This is a genomic window from Variovorax paradoxus EPS (assembly GCF_000184745.1).
In the GTDB taxonomy this organism is placed as follows: domain Bacteria; phylum Pseudomonadota; class Gammaproteobacteria; order Burkholderiales; family Burkholderiaceae_C; genus Variovorax; species Variovorax paradoxus_C.
This window is the reverse complement of the sequence record NC_014931.1, coordinates 5,156,902-5,173,606: the sequence shown is the minus strand read 5'-3', so window position 1 is coordinate 5,173,606 and position 16,705 is coordinate 5,156,902. Positions and strand designations below refer to the sequence as shown.

Below are 16,705 nucleotides of genomic sequence, written 5' to 3'. Positions count from 1 at the left end.
ACCTGCTGGCGGCCCCTTGTGTTTTCACTTTCGAATCCTGCCTCTGAGCCATGTCCACACCGCTGCCCATCCTGTCCCTCCTCGAAACCCGCGTGCTCGGCGTGCTCGCCGAAAAGCAGCGCACCGTGCCCGACAGCTACCCGCTCACGCTCAATTCGCTGGTGTCGGGCTGCAACCAGAAGACCAGCCGCAACCCGGTGCTCGAACTGACCGAATCGCAGATCCAGTCCGCCATCGACAGCCTGAAGGGCTACAGCCTCGTCGCGGAAAGCAGCGGCGGCCGCGCGTTCCGCTACGAGCACAACATCGACCGCGTGCTGCGCATTCCCTCGCAGTCGGTGATCCTGCTCACGGTGCTGATGCTGCGCGGGCCGCAAACGGCCGGCGAGCTGCGCATCGCCTGCGACCGCATGCACAACTTCGCGGACATCTCCTCGGTCGAAGGCTTTCTCGATGAACTCGCCGAGCGACCGGCCGGCGCGCTGGTGGTGAAGCTGGCGCGGCTGCCCGGCGCGCGCGAGAGCCGCTGGGCGCATCTGCTGAGCGGGCAGCCCGCGGAAGAAGTGGCGGGCCCGGCCGGCGCTTCGGGCGACGGAGCCTATGCCTCGCACGACGCATCGCTCGGCGAAGTCGCGGCGCTCAAGGCCAATGTGGCGCGGCTCGAAGCCGAGTTGGCATCGCTGAAGGCGCTGGTGGGGCGGGTGTGCTCGGAGCTCGGGATTTCCGAGGCGGGCTGATCGCACTGATTTCGCGTTGCGGCGGACCTGCGTTATCTTGCGCGGCACATGAAACCTCCGGTCTCGCTCATCCTCACCTGCGTCGCGGCTTTCCTGGCCATGGGCATCGGGCTCATCGTGATGTCGTTGGTCGTTGCTTCCGTGCTGCCCCGGGGGAACCGCGTGGCCGACCACCTCCGGGAATTTGCAGGACGGGTGCCGCTGTTCATGCTCGGCGGCCTCACGCGGCTGAGTGGGCTCATCCCGCTGGCCATCATCCTGACTGTGATCGTGGCGTGGCTCTTCCTGTGAAGCACGCCTGTCCACGTTGCCAGAAGCCGGGCATCGACGGCCTCGCGAAGCGCTGGTCCAGCCGCGGTTCTCCTGCGACGTGCAAAGCCTGCGGCGGTCTTTGCCATGTGCTCGCAAGCACATCCAGCGGTATCTGGGCGGCAGGCGTCCTGATCGTCCTGGTGTCGCTGATCGCCGCTGTCGGTCTGCATTCCCCCTTGTTTGTGCCCAGCGGACTGGTGCTGGCCGTGACCTGCAACCTATGGGCATGGAAGCGCGCGAAGCTGTGGCCGATTTCCAGGGAAAGCGCGGCCAGTGCGACGACCGCGAACTGGTTCGTCACGGGCATCGCGGTGCTCCTCGGGCTTTCCTGAGGCGCACCCACCGCCCGCGCAGCCCGCGGGCTGCCTACCCCGCCGGCTCCGGCCGCGCCGGCACATCCAGGCTGACCTTCACCGGGTCCATCGTGACCAGCGTGCGAAAGCGCTTCACGTTGTTGCTCTGGAAGAAAAGCTGCCGGCTCAGTGCCGTGTACTGCGCCATGTCCTGCACGACGAGGATGAGGATGAAGTCCCATTCGCCCGTCACGTAGTAGCACTGCTGCACCTGCGGGCAGGCCCTGAAGCTCTGTTTCATCGCATCGAGCAGGTCGATGCGCTCGCTCTCGACTTCCACCTCGGCCACGATGGACAACGGGTGGCCCAGCGCCGCAGGTGCCAGCACCGCGCCGTAGCGCCGGATCACGCCGTCGTCGCGCATGCGCTTGAGCCGCCGGTTCACAGCGGCCGTCGACAGGTGGACGCGCTCGCCCAGCTCGCTTTGCGACATGCGGCTGTCGATCTGGATCAGCTCCAGCAGGCGGAGGTCGAGGGCATCGAGGGGAGAAGAGGTCATGCGGGCCGTATACGCAAAAACGTTGCGTCGAAGGGCCCGATTTTGCGTGCCCGTATCGTTGCATTGTCAATAGCATCGCGTCATGAAATTCCCCGAGGAACCCCTGCGCGACCAACTCGCCGGCTGGCGCCGCCAATTGCATGCGATGCCCGAGACCGGCTTCGACGAAGCGAAGACCTCGGCCTTCGTCGTCGACGTGCTGAGGGCGCTGGGCCTGGAGGTACACACCGGCATCGGCGGCACCGGGCTCGTCGCGAACCTGAAGGTCGGTGACGGCAAGGGCGTGATCGGCCTGCGCGCCGAGATGGACGCGCTCAACATCACCGAGATGCCGACCGACCGCCCCTACGCCTCGGCAACCCCCGGAAAGATGCACGCCTGCGGCCATGACGGCCACATGTCGATCGTGCTCGGCGCGGCGCGCCTCTTGCGGGAGCGGCAGGATTTCGACGGCACCGTGCGCTTCATCTTCCAGCCTGCCGAGGAGCATGGCCGCGGCGCGAAAGCCATGATGGACGACGGCCTCTTCGCGCGCTTTCCGGTCGACGAGATCTACGGCCTGCACAACATGCCCGGCATGCGCGCGGGCACCATCGCCACGCGCACGGGTGGCCTCATGGCGAGCGAGGACAATTTCGTCATCCATGTGAAGGGCCGCGGCACGCATGCCGCGCGGCCGCACATGGGAATCGACCCCATCGTCATCGGCGCGCAGATCGTGCTCGCGCTGCAGACCATCGTTTCGCGCACGCTCGACCCGGGCGCCCAGGCGGTGGTCTCGTGCACCGAGTTCATCACCGACGGCATCCGCAATGCGATTCCGTCGAACGTGGTCATCAAGGGCGACACCCGCAGCTACGACCCCGAGGTGCAGAAGATGCTGGCCGCTCGCATGCGGGAGATCAGCGAAGGCATCTGCCGCATGCACGGCGCCGCGTGCGACTTCAGCTACACGCACGAATTCGCGCCCACCGTGAACTGGGCCGAATGCGTGCCCATCGCTGTGGCGGCAGCCACGGCCGTGGTGGGGACGGAGAACGTCGATGCCAACGTGGCGCCGATGATGATTTCCGAGGACTTCGGCGCCTTCCTCAAGGTGGTGCCGGGCGCCTTCGTGTTCCTGGGCAACGGCGCCGAGGGCGCGCCCGGCAGCACGCCGCTGCACAACGGCAGCTACGACTTCAACGACGAGGTGCTCGCGACGGGCGCCCGTTACTTCGCGGAAATCGTGCGCCTGCGCCTTCCGCGCTGACCGACAACGCACAACCCTTTTCTTTTCTCCCCATGCTGGTCATCAACAAGAACGCCGCCCGCGGCGCCTACCCCGGCGAGCTTCGCGACATCCTCAGCATCGCCGAGGCGAAGCGCACGCGCGGCTGGCTCTCGCGCTGGTCGCAACTCGCGCCCGAACCGACGCCGCTCTGGCAACTGCCCGACATGGCGGAGGAACTGGGCGTGGCCGGCATCTTCGTGAAGGACGAATCGAAGCGCTCGCCGCTCGGCAGCTTCAAGGCACTCGGCGCGCCCGTCGCGCTGGTGCGGCTCGTCCTGCGGGCCCATCCCGTATGGGACCCGGTGGCCGTGTTGCGCGGCGCGCACGCGGCGCAACTGCAGTCGCTGGTCGTCGTCAGCGCCACCGACGGCAACCACGGGCGTGCGCTCGCGGCCGCGGCGCAAAGCATCGGCGCGCGCTGCGTGATCGTGCTGCACAAGCATGTGAGCGTGGAGCGCGAAGCCGCCATCGCGGCCTTCGGCGCGGAAATCGTGCGCATCGAGGGCAACTACGACGCCTCGGTCGCGCACGCGGCTGCACTGGCGCAGGAGAACGGCTGGCAGGTGGTTTCCGACACCTCCTATGCCGGCTACGAAGACATTCCGCGCGACGTGATGCAGGGCTACGGCATCCTGGCCGACGAGGTGATGGAGCAGCAGGAGGGCACGGCGATGTTCTCGCACGTGATCCTGCAGGGCGGCGTCGGCGGGCTGGCCGCGGGGGTGGCGAGCTACCTGTGGGAGCAGTACGGCGAGAAGCGGCCGACCCTCATCGTCGTGGAGCCGCGCCAGGCCGATTGCTTGCTGCAGAGCGCGATCAACGGCCATGCGTCGAATGCCACCGGCAGCGTCGATTCGGTGATGGCCGGCCTGGCCTGCGGGGAAACGTCGCCGCTGGCCTGGCGTTTTCTGGCGCCGTCGGTCGATGCCTTCCTCACCATCGAGGACGGCGACGCGGTCGAGGCGATGCGCCTGCTGGCCCGGGGCTCGGCGCACGACAGCCCCATCGTGAGCGGCGAATCGGGCGCGGCGGGCATTGCGGCATTGCGCGTGCTCACGCTCTCGGACGACCTGTGGCGAAAGGTGCGCCTCGATGTTCGCTCTAAGATCCTGCTGATCAGCACCGAAGGCGCGACCGCACCCTCGGTGTACCGCGATCTCGTCGGTATCGACGCGGACGACGTCCTGCGCAGGCAGCGTGCGCCGGTGCGGTTCTAGCTCAGACTGCGTTCCAGCCGAAGAACCGCAGCACCTCGTCGCGCTGCTTCATCGCATCGGCCCGCCCGAGCGCCATCAGCTCGCGCGTGTAGCCCGACTCGAACAGCAGATAACTCGCAAGCGCGCCGCCCTTCACGTCGGCCGCGGCCTTCGAGCCGCCCAGCAGGTGTCGTACAGCGCCGGGCAAAGAATCCGCATGGCGCGCCGCGATCACGTCCAGACGCTCCGAGGGCGAGATCACCAGCAGGTCGAGCGGGCGCAGCGAGCTCGACGCGCGCACTTCCTCGGGAATCAGCCCCAGCGTGTGGTTGATGCGGCGCAGCCGCTCGATGTCCACCGCCAGCGCATCGAGAAAGATGCTGGAGAGCGCATGGCCCGCGATCTGCGCCATCGTCGGATAGCCGCTGTGCGTATTGGGCGCGTCGGTCTCGCGCGGCTCGTGCATGCGGCCCGCGCCGATCACCAGGATGCGCTCGGCGCCCAGGTGGATCGCCGCCGCGATGGGCGCCGACTGGCGCATCGAGCCGTCGCCGAAATACTCGGTGTGCCCCTGCATCGGCAGCGCGGTCGCAGGAAAGACGAAGGGAATCGCCGACGACGCGAGCAGGTGGTGGTGCGTGATGCGGTCGCGCACCGACAGGCGCTGCGAGCGCACCCAGGGCTCCATCGGCACCGCGGCCTCGAAAAAGGTGACGTGCTCGCCCGAGCTGTAGCTCGATGCGGTCACTGCCAGCGCTTTCACATGGCCTTCTTGCATGAGCATCGGCAGTCGGTCCAGCGGCACCATGCGCTGCAGCAGGTCGGCCAGTGGGGCGTTGTCCAGCAGCGACTTGGGTTTGACGCGCATCCAGTTGGCCGCGAAGCGCCCGAACCCCAGCAGCATGCGCCAGCGCGCGCCGCTGCCGATGACCGAGAGCGAATCGGCGCGGTACACCTGCTCGGCGCGAAAGCTGCTCCACACCTCGGCGATGTGCGCCACCACATGGTCGAAGTCGTCCGCGCCGCAGGCCAGCGCCGCGGCATTGATGGCGCCGGCCGAGGTGCCGGTGATGACGGGAAAGGGGTTGCCCGTACCGGCGACCGGCCCGGCGGCGCGGCGCATTTCGGCAATGGCTTCGAGCACGCCGACCTGGTAGGCCGCCCGTGCGCCGCCTCCGGTGAGCAGGAGGCCGGTGGCGGGGCTTGTCTCTGTCATTTTTTGGTTTGTCGAGTTGCAATAGGTTATTCCCGCTGAGTCGGGAAGCTGGGGGCCTGTAGCCCAATGCGGAGTGCGGCCTCCTGGCGTTGTAGTAGCTCAGAAACGCAGGCAGCCATGTCGTGCGTTCTTTGCTGTTGGCCCAGATGCGGCCATAGGCCCATTCGCGCAGACAGGTCTGGATGAATCGCTCGGCCTTGCCGTTGGTCTGTGGGCGATAGGGCTTGGTGAAGGTATGTTTGATGCCCAGTGCCTGGCAAGTCTTGGCGAACAGCCGCGAGCGATAGGCCGAGCCGTTGTCGGTGATCAGGCGCTTGATGGTCACGCCTAAGGCCGCGTAGTGAGCCACGGCCGCCTGCAGGAACGCCACGGCCGAGCCCTTGCGCTCGTCGTCGCGCATCTGCACGAAGCCCGCTCGCGAGTGATCGTCAATGGCCACGTGAGCGAACTCCCAGCCTGCGCCTCGCGTGGCATCGCGACGATCGCCCGTCACACGGTGGCTGGGCTGCACGATGCGCCCCAGCTTCTTGGTGTCGATATGCAGCAGCTCGCCCGGCGCTTCTCGCTCGTAGCGAACGATTGGTGCAATGGGTTCCAGGGCCTTCAGGCTGGACAGCCCCAGGCGTGCGAGCAGGCGGCTGACCGTGGACACGCTGCGCCCCACGATGGTGGCGATGCGGCGCATGGGCATGCGCGAGCGGCGCAATTGCTCGATGCGCTCGTGCAGCGCAGCGTCCAGGCTCGTGCGCGTCCTGGCCGGGCGCGAGCTGCGATCGTGCAGGCCCTGCACGCCGTCCTCCTGGAAGCGCTTGAGCCACTTGCGCGCGGTGCGCGGGCTGATGCCTGCCGCCTCGGCGGCAGGCATCAGCCCCATTCCTGCAATGCGTTGGACAAGCAACTTGCGACCTTCCAATGTCAATCTGGCATTCTTATGGCTGTTCATCCGGTGGGATTCCTCTGAGATCCTGAAGCGTGGTAACTCCAGTTTCCCAGACCCATTCGGGTGAACAACCTATTGAGACATCACAACTAGACTACCCGCCATTCAGGAGTTTGATCAATGGCCATCACCCAAGACGCGATCATGGGCGCCCTCAAGAGCGTCACGGACCCCAACACCCACAAGGAATTCGCGGCGACCCGCTCGCTCAAGAACCTCCAGGTTGCCGACGGCGACGTGTCGTTCGACCTCGAACTCGGCTACCCCGCCAAGAGCCAGCACCCGGCCATCCGCAAGGCGCTGGTGGCGGCTGCCAAGACCGTGCCGGGCGTGGAGAACGTGTCGGTCAACATCGTCACCAAGGTCATCAGCCACGCGGTGCAGCGCGGCGTGCAGCTGATGCCCAACGTCAAGAACATCATCGCGGTGGCCTCGGGCAAGGGCGGCGTGGGCAAGAGCACCACGGCGGCCAACCTGGCGCTCGCACTGGCGGCCGAAGGCGCCACGGTGGGCCTGCTCGACGCCGACATCTACGGCCCGAGCCAGCCCATGATGATGGGCATCGAGGGCCGGCCCGAGAGCGACGACGGCAAGACCATGGAGCCCCTGGAGCGCCACGGCGTGCAGGTGATGTCCATCGGTTTCCTGGTCGATGCAGACCAGGCCATGATCTGGCGCGGCCCGATGGCCACGCAGGCGCTGGAGCAGCTGCTGCGCCAGACCAATTGGAAAGACCTCGACTACCTGATCGTCGACATGCCCCCCGGCACCGGCGACATCCAGCTCACGCTGAGCCAGCGCGTGCCGATGACCGGTGCGGTGATCGTCACCACGCCGCAGGACATCGCGCTGCTCGACGCCAAGAAGGGCATCAAGATGTTCGAGAAGGTCGGCGTGCCGATCCTGGGCATCGTGGAGAACATGGCCGTGCACATCTGCTCGAACTGCGGCCACGTCGAGCACATCTTCGGCGCCGAAGGCGGCAAGAAGATGGCGGCCGAGTACCAGATGGAATACCTCGGCGCGCTGCCGCTGGACATCAAGATCCGCCTGCAGGCCGACAGCGGCTCGCCCACCGTGGTGGCCGACCCCGAGGGTGAGGTGGCGGGCATCTACAAGGCGGTCGCGCGCCAGGTGGCCGTGGGCATCTCGGAAAAGGCGAAGGATTTCTCGTCGAAATTCCCCACCATCTCGATCAGCAAGAACACCTGAAGATGAACCTGCTCGCTTCGATGCGATATCTGGTCGCGCTGAGCGAGCACAAGCATTTCGGCCGCGCGGCGCAGGCCTGCCACATCACCCAGCCCGCGCTGTCGAATGCGCTGCGCGCGCTTGAAACCGAGTTCGGCGTCGTCATCGTCAAGCGCGCCCGCGTCTACGTCGGCCTCACCCACGAGGGCGAGCGCGTGCTGGCCACGGCCCAGCGCATGCTGCGCGACAACGAGGTGCTGCTGCAGGAGCTGCGCAGCGACGTCGACAACCCCCACGGCCGGCTGCGCATGGCCGCGGTGCCCACCGCCATCCCGATACTCTCGCGCTTCGCGGCCATGCTGCACCAGCGCCACCCGGGCATCCTGCCGGCCGTGCTCTCCATGAGTTCGCAGGACCTGGAGACCGGGCTCGAGAGCCTCTCGATCGACCTCGCCCTCGGCTACACCGAACGCATGCACATGCCCGGCATCAAGCTCAAGGCCTGGCCGCAAAGCATCGAGCACTACTTCCTGCTGCGGCGCGCCGAGACGCCTTCGGAAGACGAATTGCGCATCGGCCAGCCCATCACCTGGGCCGAGGCCGGCAAGCTGCCGCTGTGCCTGCTCACCACTGACATGCACAACCGGGCCATCATGGACCAGTCCCTGCGCGAGGCCGGCGTGCCGGTGTCGCCGGCCATCGAGACCAACTCGGTGCTCACGCTCACCCTCGCGGTGAGCGCCGGCACCGTCAGCAGCGTGCTGCCGGGGGCGATGGTCGCTGCCGTGCGCACGCACCGCGAACTGGAAGCGCTGCCGCTGGTGGCGCCCGAGGTGCGCACGCCGATCGGCTTCATGACGCAGGACGGCGTGCGCGCTTCGCGCGCGCTCGATGCGGCACTGGCCTTCCTGCAGACGCCCGAATGGGCCGAGCAGGTGCGCCTGCACAGCGGGACGCTCGGCAGCGATTGAGCGGCCAGCCCCCGGAGCCGGGCATTTAATTATTGAATCGGCCCATGCGCCGATCGAATTTGACGGCGTGTAAAACGTTCAGACACACTCCGCGGCCCGGATTCAACACAAAAGTTACTCGTCCGGTCAATTAGGAGAAATATGGCAGGCTCAACTGCGGGCGTTCTCGATGGAGAACGCCTGGCTGGAGAAGGGGTGCAAGCGCAGCCCGGTTTCCTCGATAAAGAACGCATCATCGCGGGCTACGCTTTCAACCGCTGGCTGGTTCCCCCGGCCGCCCTGGCCATTCACCTGTGCATCGGCATGGCCTATGGCTTCTCGGTGTTCTGGCTGCCTCTGTCGAAGGCGCTGGGCACCGCTGGCACTGGCGCGCAGGCCTGCGCGAAGGAGATGAGCTTCTTCGCCGAGCTCTTCGCCACCCACTGCGACTGGCGCGTGGCCACGCTCGGCTGGATGTACACGCTGTTCTTCGTCTTCCTCGGCTGCTCGGCGGCCCTGTGGGGCGGCTGGCTCGAACGCGCGGGCCCGCGCAAGGCCGGCGTGGTGTCGGCCGTGTGCTGGTGCGGCGGCATGCTGCTCTCGGCGCTGGGCATTCACCTGCACCAGTTCTGGCTGATGATCCTCGGCTCTGGCGTGATCGGCGGCATCGGCCTTGGCCTCGGCTACATCTCGCCGGTGAGCACGCTCATCAAGTGGTTCCCCGATCGCCGCGGCATGGCGACCGGCATGGCCATCATGGGCTTCGGCGGCGGCGCGATGATCGGCTCGCCGCTCGCGGTCGACCTGATGAAGCGCTTCTCCACCGCCACCGACGTCGGCGTGATGCAGACCTTCGTCGTGATGGCGCTGGGCTACTTCGTCTTCATGATGGCCGGCGCGCTCGGCTACCGCGTGCCGCCTTCCGGCTGGAAGCCCGAAGGCTGGACTCCGCCCCCGGCGCAGACCAGCAACGCCATGATCACGCAGCGCCATGTGCACGTGAAGAAGGTCTGGGGCATTCCGCAGTTCTGGCTCGTGTGGCTGGTGCTGTGCATGAACGTGAGCGCAGGCATCGGCGTGATCGGCATGGCCTCGCCGATGCTGCAGGAAGTGTTCGGCGGCGCGCTGATCGGCGTGTCGCAGAAATTCGGTGGGCTCGACAAGGCGCAGCTCGCTGCGATTGCCGTGGTGGCCGGCGGCTTCACGGCGCTGCTGTCGCTGTTCAACATCGGCGGGCGCTTCGTGTGGGCCAGCTTGTCGGACAAGCTCGGCCGCAAGCTCACCTACACGGTGTTCTTCGTGCTCGGCGCGATCCTGTACGCGAGCATTCCGTCGTCGGCGGGCGCGGGCAGCAAGCTCCTGTTCGTGGGCGCTTGCTGCATCATCGTGTCGATGTACGGCGGCGGCTTCGCCACGGTGCCGGCCTATCTGGCCGACCTGTTCGGCACGCAGTTCGTGGGCGCCATCCATGGCCGCCTGCTCACCGCGTGGGCCACGGCCGGCATCCTCGGCCCGGTGGTGGTGAACTACATGCGCGAATACCAGCTGGGCCTGGGCCTCCCGCGCGAGCAGGTCTACAACCAGACCATGTACATCCTCGTGGGCATGCTGGCGATCGGCTTCATCGCCAATCTCTTGGTGCGCCCGGTGGCCGACAAGCACTTCATGACCGAGGCCGAACTGGCCGTCGAGAAGAAGCTCGCGCACGAAAAAGCCTCGGCGGCCGAAGTGGGCAGCGGCTCGGGCCGCGCCGACACGGTGAACCCGGCGGTCGTGGTGCTGGCCTGGGCCGCGGTGGGCATTCCGCTGGCCTGGGGTGTCTACAAGACGCTGGGCAGCGCGGCGAAGTTCTTCCACTGAGCTTCTACCGAGTCGCCGACGCACGGCGTTTCGGATGACGATGCGGCCGGCCGGGTCCACACCCGCCGGCCGCATCGCCGTTTCCGGCGCGACATAACGCCGGTGGCCGCGTATGGTTTACCCTTCGCGCCAAGATGAAATCCAAAGTCCAGTTCCGTCTGCGCGTCTACAGGGACGACGCCATCGCCATCGGCCCCGGCAAGATCGCCGTGCTCGAAGCCGTGGCCGAGACGGGGTCGATTTCCGCGGCGGCCCGTTTGCTCGGCATGTCTTACCGCCGGGCCTGGATGCTGGTCGACGAAATGAACAAGGCCCTGGTCTCGCCCGCGGTGAACACCGCAGCCGGCGGCTCGCGCGGCGGCGGCACGGCGCTCACGCCGGTGGGCGAGGAAATCGTCAAGCACTACCGTGCCATCGAGAACGCCGCGAAGCTGGCCACCTCTGCCGACATTCGCGCGCTGACGCGGCTGCTGGCGCCGTAGCCCGGCACACGCGCTAACGCTCGCCGGGTTCTGCCCACGCCGCCCTGCGGCGCAGGACCTCGCCGATGTCATGCGCATCGGCCTGCGCCACCAGAAAAGACTGGCTCTCGCCGCCGGGAGCGACGATGGAAATCACGAGGCTGTCGGAATCGATGGCCCGCTCGATGCGCCACTCCTGCACCTGTGTCACATGGCGAAGCTCCGGCCTTCCGGAGATCGATCGGACGACGGTGTCGTGGACGGGTGGGCGCATGGGACTTGGCGGTCGGGGCAACGCTATGTCGGCCAGTATATGGAGGCCGGGCATTTTGCGCACCTGCTGCAAGAGGAAATTCGCCCGCCGTGCAACAATCCCGCCGTATTCAAATGAACACGACGAGCTCACTCATCGCCTCGACCGACTGGTCGCCCCTGGTCCTGTCGCTCAAGGTCGCGGCGGTGGCGACGGTGCTCGCGCTCGTCGTGGGCGTGGCGCTGGGCTGGGTGTTCGCGCGCAAGCGCTTCTTCGGCCGCACCGTGCTGGAAGCCGTGTTCATGCTGCCGCTGGTGCTGCCGCCCACGGTGATCGGCTACGCGATCCTTGTGGCGGCCGGGCGTCGCAGCCCGCTGGGCGCGTGGCTGCGCGAGCACCTCGACTACACCATCATCTTCAGCTGGCACGGCGCCGTGGTGGCTTCGGCCGTGGTCGCGCTGCCGCTGGTGCTCAAGTCGGCGAGCGCCGCCTTCGAGAACGTCGACCGCTCGCTCGAAGCCGCGGCCAGCACGCTGCGCCAGTCGCCGTTCTCGGTGTTCCTGCGCGTGACACTGCCGCTCGCCTGGCCCGGCATCCTGGCCGGCACGCTGCTCGCGTTCGCGCGGGCGATGGGCGAATTCGGTGCCTCGCTGATGGTGGCGGGCTCCATTCCCAAGCAGACGCAGACGCTCTCGATGGCCATCTACGACGCGGTGCAGGCCGGGCACGACGACCTCGCGCTGCTGTTGGTGATCGTGACCTCGGTGCTGTCGATCGCCGTGCTCGTGCTGTCGAACCGGTTTTTTTCGCTTCGCTGATTTCGCTTTTCGTCATTCCCAGGAGTTGCCCATGCGTCCGTTCCGTCTCTTGTCCATTGTTCTTGCGCTGGCCCTGCCGCTGGCCGCCGCCGCGCAGCAGATCACCGTGTCCGCGGCCGCGAGCCTGACCGATGCGTTCAAGGAAATCGGTCCCAAGTTCGAGGCCGCCAAGCCTGGCGCCACGGTGCGCTTCAACTTCGCCGCCTCGGGCGTGCTGCTGCAGCAGATCGGGCAGGGCGCGCCGGTGGATGTGTTCGCGAGCGCCGATCAAGAGACGATGAACCGTGGCGCCGAGCAGAAGCTCATCGACACCGCCACCCGCAAGAACTTCGTGAGCAACAGCCTCGTCTTGATCGAGCCCGCGAAAGACGGCGTGGGCGTCAAGTCGCTGCAGGACCTGACCGGCGCCAGCGTGAAGAAGATCGCCGTCGGCAAGACCGCCACCGTGCCGGTCGGCCGCTACACCAAGCAGGTGCTGGACAGCGCCAATCTCTGGACCGTGCTCGAACCCAAGTTCGTGCAGGCCGACAGCGTGCGCCAGGTGCTCGACTACGTGAGCCGCGGCGAGGTCGAGGCCGGTTTCGTCTATCGCACCGATGCGGCGGTGGCGGGCGACAAGGTCAAGGTCGTGCTCTCGCCTTCGGGCAGCAGCCCCGTGACTTATCCGATCGCGGTCGTGGCCGAGAGCAAGCAGAAGGCGCTCGCCGGCGATTTCCTCAACTTCCTTGCGACCGACGCCGCACAGGAAGTGCTGACCCGCTACGGATTCGGCAAGCCATGATCGACGTCGATCTGAAGCTCACGGTCAAGGACGGGGCGCGCCGCTTCGACCTGGCCGCGCGCTTTCAGACCGACGTTCCCTTTGCCGCGCTCTACGGCCCGTCGGGTGCGGGCAAGTCGCTCACGCTGCAGGCCATCGCGGGGCTGCTGCATCCTTCGTCGGGCCATGTGCGGCTCGACGGCCGCACGCTGTATGACTCGGCGCAGCGCATCGATGTGCCGGCGCCCGAGCGGCGCATCGGTTACCTGTTCCAGAACTACGCGCTGTTCCCGCACCTCACGGTGCGCGAGAACGTGTCCTTCGGCCTCACCTCGTGGCGCCGCCGCCGCTTGCCGCAGAAGGAGGCGGAGACGGTGCAGGCGCTGCTCGAAGGCTTCGGCCTCGCCGCGCTGGCCGACAGCCGGCCGCAGAAGCTCTCGGGCGGCCAGCAACAGCGCGTGGCGCTCGCGCGTGCACTGGCTTGCCAGCCGCAGGTGCTGCTGCTCGACGAGCCCTTCGCCGCGCTCAACCCGATGCTGCGCAGCGAACTGCGCAACGAGCTCGCGCAGGTGCGCCGCCAGTGGGGCATTCCGGTGCTGATGATCACGCACGACATCGAAGACGTCCTCGCGCTCGCCGACGTCGCCTTCGTCTACAAGGACGGTCAGGTGGTGCGCGAGATCGACCTGCACACCGCCGAGAGTCGCGACATTGCGCTGCGCGAAGTGGCCGGCGTGCCGGTGGTCGAGGAGACTCCGCTGCGCAGCAAGCTGCGCGGGCTGCTGATGCAGGATGTGCGGGATTAATGCTCGTGTATCGCCGGACCGATACAGTTCGATGATGAAAACCTACGCCATTCCTTCCGTGCAATCAGAGTTCAAACTCCGGGAGAAAGCCGAACAGGTTGTCGGTGAGGAGAAGTCCTTGTCTCATTCCGTCGAAGCGGCCGTTCGCAACTGCGTTCTGCTGCGCAAGGGTGAAGCCGAGTTTGTTGCCCGTGGCATGAAGTCCCTGGCCAGCGCGCGACGCAGCGGCGAGTACGTAAATGCGAGCGAAGTAATGCGCCGTCTCAAAGCGAAACTGGAGTCGGCGAAACGGAACTGAGCCTTTCGCAGTTCTTTGCGACGACAGGCTGCTGCCCGGTTGGCGCCGCCTCTTCATTTCCTTTTTGAATCGCCGCATGTCCCGATTCAATTTGACGCTCCTCATGCCCACGGCGAACACTCGCCCGCATGAGCAGTGAGCAGAAGATCGAGTTTTACAAAGGCCCCGCAGGCGGCTGGGGCGCACTTCGCAGCGTGACGAACGCGCTGCTGCGGCAGGACATTCCCCTCAAGGGCGCCAAGACGCTGCTCTCGGCCAACCAGCCCGACGGTTTCGACTGCCCCGGCTGCGCCTGGCCCGACCGCAACCACGCATCCACTTTCGAGTTTTGCGAGAACGGCGTGAAGGCCGTGGCTGCCGAGGCCACCGCGCGCCGTGCTGGCCCGGATCTCTTCGCCAAGCACACCGTGGCGCAACTGGCCGAACAGAGCGATTTCTGGCTCGAAGACCAGGGCCGCCTCACGCACCCCATGGCCTACGACGCAGCGAGCGACAAGTACCTGCCCATCGGCTGGGACGAGGCCTTCGCATTGATCGCGCGCCACCTCAACGCGCTGCCCGATCCGAACCAGGCCATCTTCTACACCTCGGGCCGCGCTAGCAACGAGGCTGCGTTCCTGTACCAACTCTTCGTGCGCGAGTACGGCACCAACAATTTTCCCGACTGCTCGAACATGTGCCACGAGCCCAGCGGCAGCGGCATGCGCCCGCAGATCGGCGTGGGCAAGGGCACGGTCACGCTCGAAGATTTCGAGAAGGCCGACGCCATCTTCATCTTCGGCCAGAACCCCGGCACCAACCATCCGCGCATGCTCGGCGAGCTGCGCGCGGCATCGAAGCGCGGCGCGCGCATCGTGAGCTTCAACCCGCTGCGCGAGCGCGGCCTGGAGCGCTTTGCCGATCCGCAGGACAAGCTGGAGATGGCCACCATGGGCTCCACGCCCATCAGCACGCACTACTTCCAGCTGCGCGTGGGCGGCGACTTCGCTGCTGTGAAGGGGATGATGAAGCACGTCATCGAGCGCGAAGACGCGCTCGTCGCGCGCGGCGAAGCCTCGGTGCTCGACCACGCCTTCATCGCCACGCACACCACCGGCTTCGAATCGCTCGCCGACGACTTGCGCGCCGAGTCGTGGGACGTGCTGGTGCAGGAGTCGGGTCTCACGCAGGAGCAATTGCGCGCCGCGGCCGAGGTGTACCTCGGTGCGAAGAAGGTCATCGCCTGCTGGGGCATGGGCATCACGCAGCACCAGCACTCGGTGGCGACGATCCAGATGATCGTCAACTGGCTCATGCTGTGCGGCCACATGGGCCGCGAAGGCGCGGGCGCCTGCCCGGTGCGCGGCCACAGCAATGTGCAGGGCGATCGCACCATGGGCATCTGGGAGAAGCCGCCGGTGGCGCTGCTCGACCGGCTGCAAGAGGTGTTCGGCTTCGAGCCACCGCGCCAGAACGGGCTCGATACGGTCGAGGCGATCCAGGCGATGCTCGATGGCAAGGGCCGCGTGTTCTTCGCGCTCGGCGGCAACTTCGCGGCCGCAACGCCCGATACCTACCAGACCTGGAAGGGCCTGCGGCAGTGCGACCTCACGGTGCACGTGACCACCAAGCTCAACCGCAGCCACATCGTGCACGGGCGCGAGGCGCTGATCCTGCCGTGCCTGGGCCGCACCGAGATCGACATGCAGGCCGCCGGCCCGCAGGGCGTGACGGTGGAAGATTCGATGAGCATGGTGCACATCTCGATGGGCATCAACCCGCCCGCGTCGGAGCATCTGCTGTCGGAGCCGGCGATCGTGGCGCGGCTCGCGGCCGCGACCATCGGCGCGCGCAGCAAGACGCCGTGGCTCTGGCTCATCGAGGACTACGCACGCATCCGCGACAAGATCGAAGCGGTGTTCGACGAGTTCAAGGACTTCAACATCCGCGTCGCCAAGCCCGGCGGTTTTCGTCTTCGCAACACCGCGAGCGAACGCGTGTGGGCCACCGAATCGAAGAAGGCCGTGTTCTTCACGCACGCCGTGCCGCGCGACACGCCTTCGCACCGAGCGCGCGCGCGCATCCGCGACACGCAGGTCTTCACGCTCTTCACCACGCGTTCGCACGACCAGTACAACACCACCATCTACGGCATGGACGACCGCTACCGCGGCGTGTTCGGCCAGCGCCGCGTGGTCTTCATCCACGCCGAGGACATCCGCGCGCTGGGCATGAAGGACGGCGACTGGGTCGACCTGCAGACCGTGTGGAACGATGGGCAGGAACGCCGCGCCGACCGCTTCAAGCTGGTGGCCTACGACATTCCGCGCGGCAACATCGCGGCCTACTACCCCGAGACCAATCCGCTGGTGCCGCTGTCGGCGGTGGCGGAGAACGCGGGCACGCCGACGTCCAAGTCGATTCCCGTGGTGCTGGTGCCGCATGAACTGCCGATCCAGAAGCTGGTGGAGGACGCGGCGGACGGCATGGTTGCAACGGCATGAGCGCATTGCTCGAAGACAGTCTCTCGATAGCCATCCTGCGCATGCTCGCGCAGGAGCCGGCAGGCAGTGGTGTCTCGCTGCCACGTCTCGGCAAGCGGCTGGGCCAGGGCGCGAGCGTGCTGATGCGCCGGCTCACGCTGATGGGCGATGCCGCCATCGGCGGCGTGCGCGGCCCCGGCTGGGTGCGCGTGGAGCAGCACGACGACCGCTGGGTCGCGCACCTCGAAGCCCCCGGCCGGGCCCAGGTTCAAACGCTGCCTCCGGCTGACGAAACCGCGGGCTGAGCGGACAATGGCCGG

At 67.0% G+C, this 16,705-nt stretch carries 18 protein-coding genes and 1 pseudogene; 15 read left to right on the top strand and 4 right to left on the bottom strand.

Features of this window, described 5'->3' with window-relative positions:
- Positions 1 to 50: 50 nt before the first annotated feature.
- The 3 genes from VARPA_RS23690 to VARPA_RS23680 are packed head-to-tail and all read left to right on the top strand — an operon-like array spanning position 51 to position 1,381.
- On the top strand, positions 51 to 737 hold the full coding sequence (locus VARPA_RS23690; RefSeq protein WP_013543120.1) for a YceH family protein: 687 nt from the start codon (positions 51 to 53) through the stop codon (positions 735 to 737).
- A gap of 48 nt (positions 738 to 785) precedes the next feature.
- The gene (locus VARPA_RS23685) at positions 786 to 1,028 is read left to right on the top strand and encodes a hypothetical protein (RefSeq protein WP_013543119.1); all 243 of its coding nucleotides are present in this window, start codon (positions 786 to 788) and stop codon (positions 1,026 to 1,028) included.
- Positions 1,013 to 1,381: a hypothetical protein gene (locus VARPA_RS23680; RefSeq protein ID WP_144299030.1), complete on the top strand. Its 369-nt coding sequence runs from the start codon at positions 1,013 to 1,015 to the stop codon at positions 1,379 to 1,381. The genes VARPA_RS23685 and VARPA_RS23680 overlap by 16 nt, the downstream gene beginning before the upstream one ends.
- A gap of 34 nt (positions 1,382 to 1,415) precedes the next feature.
- On the opposite strand, the gene VARPA_RS23675 is transcribed toward VARPA_RS23680, so the two are convergent.
- Entirely contained in the window at positions 1,416 to 1,901 is a 486-nt protein-coding gene (locus VARPA_RS23675) for an Lrp/AsnC family transcriptional regulator (RefSeq protein ID WP_013543118.1), read from the bottom strand.
- Positions 1,902 to 1,983: 82 nt separating this feature from the next.
- Here VARPA_RS23675 and VARPA_RS23670 point away from each other — a divergent pair, with 82 nt between their 5' ends.
- Together VARPA_RS23670 and VARPA_RS23665 are read left to right on the top strand one after the other, a co-directional pair.
- Entirely contained in the window at positions 1,984 to 3,153 is a 1,170-nt protein-coding gene (locus VARPA_RS23670; protein ID WP_013543117.1) for a M20 aminoacylase family protein, read from the top strand.
- A gap of 32 nt (positions 3,154 to 3,185) precedes the next feature.
- Positions 3,186 to 4,391, top strand: a complete 1,206-nt coding sequence (locus tag VARPA_RS23665; RefSeq protein WP_013543116.1) for a diaminopropionate ammonia-lyase — start codon at positions 3,186 to 3,188, stop codon at positions 4,389 to 4,391.
- Position 4,392: 1 nt separating this feature from the next.
- Here the strand turns inward: VARPA_RS23665 and VARPA_RS23660 are convergent, their stop codons facing one another.
- Both VARPA_RS23660 and VARPA_RS30795 read right to left on the bottom strand, forming a co-directional pair.
- Entirely contained in the window at positions 4,393 to 5,586 is a 1,194-nt protein-coding gene (locus tag VARPA_RS23660) for a patatin-like phospholipase family protein (protein ID WP_013543115.1), read from the bottom strand.
- A gap of 10 nt (positions 5,587 to 5,596) precedes the next feature.
- Positions 5,597 to 6,529: pseudogene (locus VARPA_RS30795) on the bottom strand (IS481-like element ISCte4 family transposase); the annotation flags it as partial.
- A 117-nt stretch (positions 6,530 to 6,646) separates the two neighbouring features.
- Here VARPA_RS30795 and apbC point away from each other — a divergent pair.
- From apbC to VARPA_RS23635, 4 genes are all read left to right on the top strand, one after another.
- Positions 6,647 to 7,738, top strand: a complete 1,092-nt coding sequence (gene apbC / locus VARPA_RS23650) for an iron-sulfur cluster carrier protein ApbC (RefSeq protein WP_013543114.1) — start codon at positions 6,647 to 6,649, stop codon at positions 7,736 to 7,738.
- Positions 7,739 to 7,740: 2 nt separating this feature from the next.
- A complete protein-coding gene (locus tag VARPA_RS23645) occupies positions 7,741 to 8,688 on the top strand; it encodes a LysR family transcriptional regulator (protein ID WP_013543113.1) in 948 nt (315 codons plus the stop codon).
- 141 nt (positions 8,689 to 8,829) lie between these two features.
- Positions 8,830 to 10,527, top strand: coding sequence for an OFA family MFS transporter (locus VARPA_RS23640; RefSeq protein WP_013543112.1), 1,698 nt, complete (start codon positions 8,830 to 8,832; stop codon positions 10,525 to 10,527).
- A 134-nt stretch (positions 10,528 to 10,661) separates the two neighbouring features.
- A complete protein-coding gene (locus VARPA_RS23635) occupies positions 10,662 to 11,009 on the top strand; it encodes a winged helix-turn-helix domain-containing protein (protein WP_013543111.1) in 348 nt (115 codons plus the stop codon).
- Positions 11,010 to 11,022: 13 nt separating this feature from the next.
- Here VARPA_RS23635 and VARPA_RS23630 read toward each other — a convergent pair whose 3' ends face one another.
- On the bottom strand, positions 11,023 to 11,262 hold the full coding sequence (locus VARPA_RS23630; RefSeq protein WP_013543110.1) for a hypothetical protein: 240 nt from the start codon (positions 11,260 to 11,262) through the stop codon (positions 11,023 to 11,025).
- Positions 11,263 to 11,375: 113 nt separating this feature from the next.
- Between VARPA_RS23630 and modB the strand changes: the two genes are divergently transcribed.
- From modB to VARPA_RS23600, 6 genes are all read left to right on the top strand, one after another.
- Entirely contained in the window at positions 11,376 to 12,059 is a 684-nt protein-coding gene (gene modB, locus VARPA_RS23625; RefSeq protein ID WP_013543109.1) for a molybdate ABC transporter permease subunit, read from the top strand.
- A gap of 31 nt (positions 12,060 to 12,090) precedes the next feature.
- Positions 12,091 to 12,840, top strand: coding sequence for a molybdate ABC transporter substrate-binding protein (modA, locus tag VARPA_RS23620; protein WP_013543108.1), 750 nt, complete (start codon positions 12,091 to 12,093; stop codon positions 12,838 to 12,840).
- On the top strand, positions 12,837 to 13,625 hold the full coding sequence (locus VARPA_RS23615) for an ABC transporter ATP-binding protein (protein ID WP_013543107.1): 789 nt from the start codon (positions 12,837 to 12,839) through the stop codon (positions 13,623 to 13,625). The genes modA and VARPA_RS23615 overlap by 4 nt, the downstream gene beginning before the upstream one ends.
- A 31-nt stretch (positions 13,626 to 13,656) precedes the next feature.
- Positions 13,657 to 13,923, top strand: a complete 267-nt coding sequence (locus VARPA_RS30790) for a hypothetical protein (RefSeq protein WP_013543106.1) — start codon at positions 13,657 to 13,659, stop codon at positions 13,921 to 13,923.
- Positions 13,924 to 14,051: 128 nt separating this feature from the next.
- On the top strand, positions 14,052 to 16,406 hold the full coding sequence (locus VARPA_RS23605; protein ID WP_013543105.1) for an FdhF/YdeP family oxidoreductase: 2,355 nt from the start codon (positions 14,052 to 14,054) through the stop codon (positions 16,404 to 16,406).
- A complete protein-coding gene (locus VARPA_RS23600) occupies positions 16,403 to 16,690 on the top strand; it encodes a hypothetical protein (protein WP_013543104.1) in 288 nt (95 codons plus the stop codon). Before VARPA_RS23605 ends, VARPA_RS23600 begins: the two co-directional genes overlap by 4 nt.
- The last annotated feature ends 15 nt before the right edge of the window (positions 16,691 to 16,705 follow it).

Coding starts and splice junctions, on each gene's coding strand:
- apbC (WP_013543114.1), top strand. CDS start 6,647: ATGGCCATCACCCAAGACGCGATCATGGGCGCCCTCAAGAGCGTCACG.
- VARPA_RS23630 (WP_013543110.1), bottom strand. CDS start 11,262: ATGCGCCCACCCGTCCACGACACCGTCGTCCGATCGATCTCCGGAAGG.
- VARPA_RS23640 (WP_013543112.1), top strand. CDS start 8,830: ATGGCAGGCTCAACTGCGGGCGTTCTCGATGGAGAACGCCTGGCTGGA.
- VARPA_RS23615 (WP_013543107.1), top strand. CDS start 12,837: ATGATCGACGTCGATCTGAAGCTCACGGTCAAGGACGGGGCGCGCCGC.
- VARPA_RS30790 (WP_013543106.1), top strand. CDS start 13,657: ATGATGAAAACCTACGCCATTCCTTCCGTGCAATCAGAGTTCAAACTC.
- VARPA_RS23670 (WP_013543117.1), top strand. CDS start 1,984: ATGAAATTCCCCGAGGAACCCCTGCGCGACCAACTCGCCGGCTGGCGC.
- VARPA_RS23660 (WP_013543115.1), bottom strand. CDS start 5,586: ATGACAGAGACAAGCCCCGCCACCGGCCTCCTGCTCACCGGAGGCGGC.
- VARPA_RS23675 (WP_013543118.1), bottom strand. CDS start 1,901: ATGACCTCTTCTCCCCTCGATGCCCTCGACCTCCGCCTGCTGGAGCTG.
- VARPA_RS23635 (WP_013543111.1), top strand. CDS start 10,662: ATGAAATCCAAAGTCCAGTTCCGTCTGCGCGTCTACAGGGACGACGCC.
- modB (WP_013543109.1), top strand. CDS start 11,376: ATGAACACGACGAGCTCACTCATCGCCTCGACCGACTGGTCGCCCCTG.
- VARPA_RS23605 (WP_013543105.1), top strand. CDS start 14,052: ATGAGCAGTGAGCAGAAGATCGAGTTTTACAAAGGCCCCGCAGGCGGC.
- VARPA_RS23600 (WP_013543104.1), top strand. CDS start 16,403: ATGAGCGCATTGCTCGAAGACAGTCTCTCGATAGCCATCCTGCGCATG.
- VARPA_RS23665 (WP_013543116.1), top strand. CDS start 3,186: ATGCTGGTCATCAACAAGAACGCCGCCCGCGGCGCCTACCCCGGCGAG.
- VARPA_RS23690 (WP_013543120.1), top strand. CDS start 51: ATGTCCACACCGCTGCCCATCCTGTCCCTCCTCGAAACCCGCGTGCTC.
- VARPA_RS23685 (WP_013543119.1), top strand. CDS start 786: ATGAAACCTCCGGTCTCGCTCATCCTCACCTGCGTCGCGGCTTTCCTG.
- VARPA_RS23645 (WP_013543113.1), top strand. CDS start 7,741: ATGAACCTGCTCGCTTCGATGCGATATCTGGTCGCGCTGAGCGAGCAC.
- modA (WP_013543108.1), top strand. CDS start 12,091: ATGCGTCCGTTCCGTCTCTTGTCCATTGTTCTTGCGCTGGCCCTGCCG.